Origin of the sequence: Thermogemmatispora sp., assembly GCF_019683635.1 — a bacterium.
Lineage (GTDB): Bacteria > Chloroflexota > Ktedonobacteria > Ktedonobacterales > Ktedonobacteraceae > Thermogemmatispora.
The window spans coordinates 1-3,681 of record NZ_JADGIA010000312.1 but is presented as its reverse complement, the minus strand read 5'-3'; the positions used below and the strand labels follow the sequence as shown (position 1 = coordinate 3,681).

At 59.1% G+C, this 3,681-nt stretch carries 2 protein-coding genes; both read left to right on the top strand.

Annotation, left to right across the window (positions count from 1 at the left end; genetic code table 11):
* Positions 1–100: 100 nt before the first annotated feature.
* Complete coding sequence (locus tag IRZ31_RS20625) at positions 101–1,042, top strand: class I SAM-dependent methyltransferase (protein ID WP_297157442.1); 942 nt, start codon at positions 101–103, stop codon at positions 1,040–1,042.
* Positions 1,043–1,519: 477 nt separating this feature from the next.
* Positions 1,520–2,467: a class I SAM-dependent methyltransferase gene (locus tag IRZ31_RS20620; RefSeq protein WP_297157439.1), complete on the top strand. Its 948-nt coding sequence runs from the start codon at positions 1,520–1,522 to the stop codon at positions 2,465–2,467.
* The last annotated feature ends 1,214 nt before the right edge of the window (positions 2,468–3,681 follow it).

The window sequence follows — 3,681 nt, the reverse complement described above, 5'->3', positions numbered from 1 at the left end:
GGCCTACGGTCAGAAGCCTTTCGCTCGATAACCAGGTCCTTGCATCATGCCTTGCTCTGAAGCTCGCCTGACGCTAACTGACTTCAAGGAGGTCTCTCTCATGTCCTTCCGTCGCCGTCGTGCAACAAACGCTTCCGTCAATGCCAGCGCTGCCAAACCGTCTGCAGCCCGTCCAGCACCCGATGAAGCAGCCCAGCCGCCCTTTTCGGCTGCTCGTCGCTATCTGGACGAGCAGCCCTATCTGCTCCCCAAAGACCTGGGCGAAGTCAACCGCCTCGACTTCCAGCATTACATCCTGCGTGCCATTCTGCGCGGCAACTACCTGGCCCCCATCGAGCAGCCGCGTCGCATCCTTGACGTCGGCTGCGGCACCGGTCAGTGGGCCTTCGAACTCGCCCACCAGTTCCCCCACGCTGAGGTCGTCGGCGTCGATCTGGAGCCGACCAGCGCTAAAGCTACTACTCCACCAGCTAACTATCGCTTTATGCAGGGCGACGCCCTCAAGGGTCTCCCTTTTGAAAATGGGACCTTCGACTTCGTTCACCAGCGTTTTCTCTGGCTGGCTATCCCACTGAGGGCCTGGCCGGGCCTCGTCCAGGAGCTGGCTCGCATCACCGCTCCTGGCGGCTGGGTCGAACTCGTCGAGTTTGGAACAGGAACCGCTGATTTTACGCCCGCTGGTCCTGCCACACAGCGATATCTACACCTGGCAGGGCAGCTGGCAGCTCTGCGCGGTCTTGACACTGAGGGAGTGATCATGCGCTCTCTCGACCGCTATTTGCGCGATGCCGGACTGGTCAGCGTGCAGTCTCAATCCTTTGAGGTACCACTGGGCCAGTGGGGAGGACGTCTTGGCTCTTTGCTAGCGCTCGACTTTCGCGAGAGTTCAAAGGGACTCAGCGGCGCTATAGCGGCCCATTTCCAGATCTCAGAGCAGGAAGTCCTTGACCTGATTGAAGCAGCAGTAGGAGAGTTCGATGAATTCCATACTTGCTACCGGCTGGCCGTCGCTTATGGGAATAAACCACCAACCACTACCTAGACTCACGCTCTTGGGATTGCCATAGGAGCTGGCTGGCCCCGTCCCCTCTTGGTGGTTAGGCCAGATTCCTCGCAGAAGGCCCAGTTTGAGGCTTAGGCTCTCGATCGAATAGCGACTGCAAGGTTTCACGCCTCCCTTAGCTCGCCTTCAGCGGAAAGAGATCTTGCCGCCACTCACTAGCAGCTTCTCGCTCTTCCCGGGAGCGAGTCAGGGGACATTGCCGCTTCTTGACCGCCTTCACCCTGGGTGAAGCCCGAGAGATCATCAGTGTGGCCGAGCGGGTCGTTTCAGCAGATCTGAGCAGGAAGTGCTAGCCATCATTGACCATGCCTGTCAGGTCTGAAACCAGCTCCGAACACGCTGTTACTTCGCTGTGACCTATGGGCCAAGCCCATTCACGCGATGAACAAGGCGTTGCCTAATGCTGTACTATTTAGCTCGTATGAGGTTAAACTTGCCCGCAAGGAGGAATGTCTCATGCCCTGGTGGTTCTTTCGCCAGCGCCGCGTGACAAACGCTTCCGTCACTCCTGCTGACTCGGTTCAGTCCACGCCTCGTCCTGCAGTTAACGAGGCGCCCCAGACAGGTTCATTGGCCTCGCGCCGCTATCTTGACGAGCAACCTTATCTGCTCCCGAAAGACCTGGGAGAGGTTAATCGCCTCGATTTTCAACATTACGTTCTGCGCTCCGCACTGCGCGGCAATTATTTAGCACCCATTGTCCAACCCCGCCGCATTCTCGATGTCGGCTGCGGCACCGGCCAGTGGGCCATCGAACTCGCTCAGCAATTTCCCCAGGCCGAGGTCATCGGCCTCGATCTGGAGCCAGCCAGAGCCAAAGCCACCACTCCACCAGCTAACTACCGCTTTGTCCAGGGCGATGCCCTCAAGGGCCTCCCTTTTGAGGATGAGACCTTCGACTTCGTCCATCAACGCCTGCTCGTGCTGGCTATCCCTCTCGCAGCCTGGCCGAATGTTGTGCGAGAACTCGCTCGCGTCACCGTCCCCGGAGGCTGGGTCGAGTTGGTCGAGGCGGGTACCCATGTCAGTCATTTCAATCCAGCTGGACCAGCTACCCAGCAATTTCTCTACCTCATGGGCCAATTAGGTGCCCTGCGCGGCCTCGACAACGAGGGTGGGGTCCTCCGCTCTCTGGATTCTTTCCTGCATCAGGCCGGGCTGATCCAGGTCAACCGCCAGGATATTGATATTCCACTTGGCGATTGGGGCGGGCGCGTCGGTTCTTTACTCTCTCTGGATCTGCGCGAGGCCGGTAAGGCGATCAGCTCGCTCATTGCAGCTCGCTTCCAGATGGAGCAGCAAGAGGTCCTTGCTCTCATCGAACAGGCAGGCCAGGAGTGGAATACGCTACAGACGCGCTACCACGTCGTCGCCGCCTATGGCCAGAAGCCCTATCACAGCTGAGCAATGGGTCCTCCCTGATCCACAGCGATGCTATGGCCCAATTCGGTAATGCAAGCGCCCGGGTCCGGGTGAGGACCATCTCCTCCGGGGCCTCCTCTTTTTGACTCCTTCTCTGGCTCCTCTCATTCAGCCTGCTAAGCTGAATGAGCAGGCTGTGATGGCCAGGCTGTCTTGTTCAAGACCCTTCGTGAAGGAGATAGTACTTTCGATAGATTCCCTGGGGGAGATCCTGAAGGTTGGCGAATTATTGGGTAATCTTCCCGAGTGTGAGAGATGTGCGTATCGGGAAAACGGTACGCCAGGTTGCTAGGAAGGACTGAGCGGCCCGGATCTATCGGTGGGGAGGAGAAAGGCCGCTCGTGCTGGTCAGTCAGGGCCAGCTATCCAGGGTGCAGTGCCGATAGCGCTGCCCCACCCGCTCAGGATGGCCGGCCCATTCAGACCAGGGTACCTTGAACAAGACAATTGCATCGTTGTGGCTCAGTTTGCAGGTCGGTCGTCGGTGGCGCGGCGGCTAGCTCTCCTCGCAGGGGGCCTGTCGTCAATAGTTCGCGCCGCGGTGGTATAAGATCCTCTCCCCATTGGCTCCAGGGGCAGCCATGGGGCAGCCGGGATCAGGTCGGAGTAAAGGGCTGGCCAGTTAGCTGAGCGGGGTGAGCAGGCAATACTGGCCCTCGTTTGCAACTATCACTGGGTTTGCCAGACCGTCACGTAACCAAAGGGCTGGCTATAAGTCGGTCGGTCGGTCGAGTCGCCTGAACCAGTCGTAAGCCAGTGCATCATTACCACAGAACAGCCCGCCGGTTACGGAAGGCAGTCGCGCCTTGATGGTACAGCAGAACAGTGTGGCTGGTTACAGCCGAGGGGCCGCTACCTCTGCTCGACTCAGTTCCGCTCAGCTGATCTGCTCGCTCGCTCATTGAGCAACAAGCAAGCTTCTCCAGCTGGGCACCGAGCGCCTGGGAGCTGAGAAGCTGAGCGCCTGGGACGTGGGACGAACCAGGCAGGGCCTGATCGCTAACGCTGCGAGGAGGGCTATCTGCGCGCGCCACCGCCGCCGGCCCTGGCCAGAGCCTGGATCAGGCAGGCCAGCCGTAGCTCGCTTACCCACTAGGTACGCCTGTTTGCCATACCACTCACCTCGCCTTTCTGCGAGGGTCAGGAGTTCGCTCTGTCGAGATTTCAGTTATTTGATGAATTGATGAGGGAGGTTT

Coding starts and splice junctions, on each gene's coding strand:
- IRZ31_RS20625 (WP_297157442.1), top strand. CDS start 101: ATGTCCTTCCGTCGCCGTCGTGCAACAAACGCTTCCGTCAATGCCAGC.
- IRZ31_RS20620 (WP_297157439.1), top strand. CDS start 1,520: ATGCCCTGGTGGTTCTTTCGCCAGCGCCGCGTGACAAACGCTTCCGTC.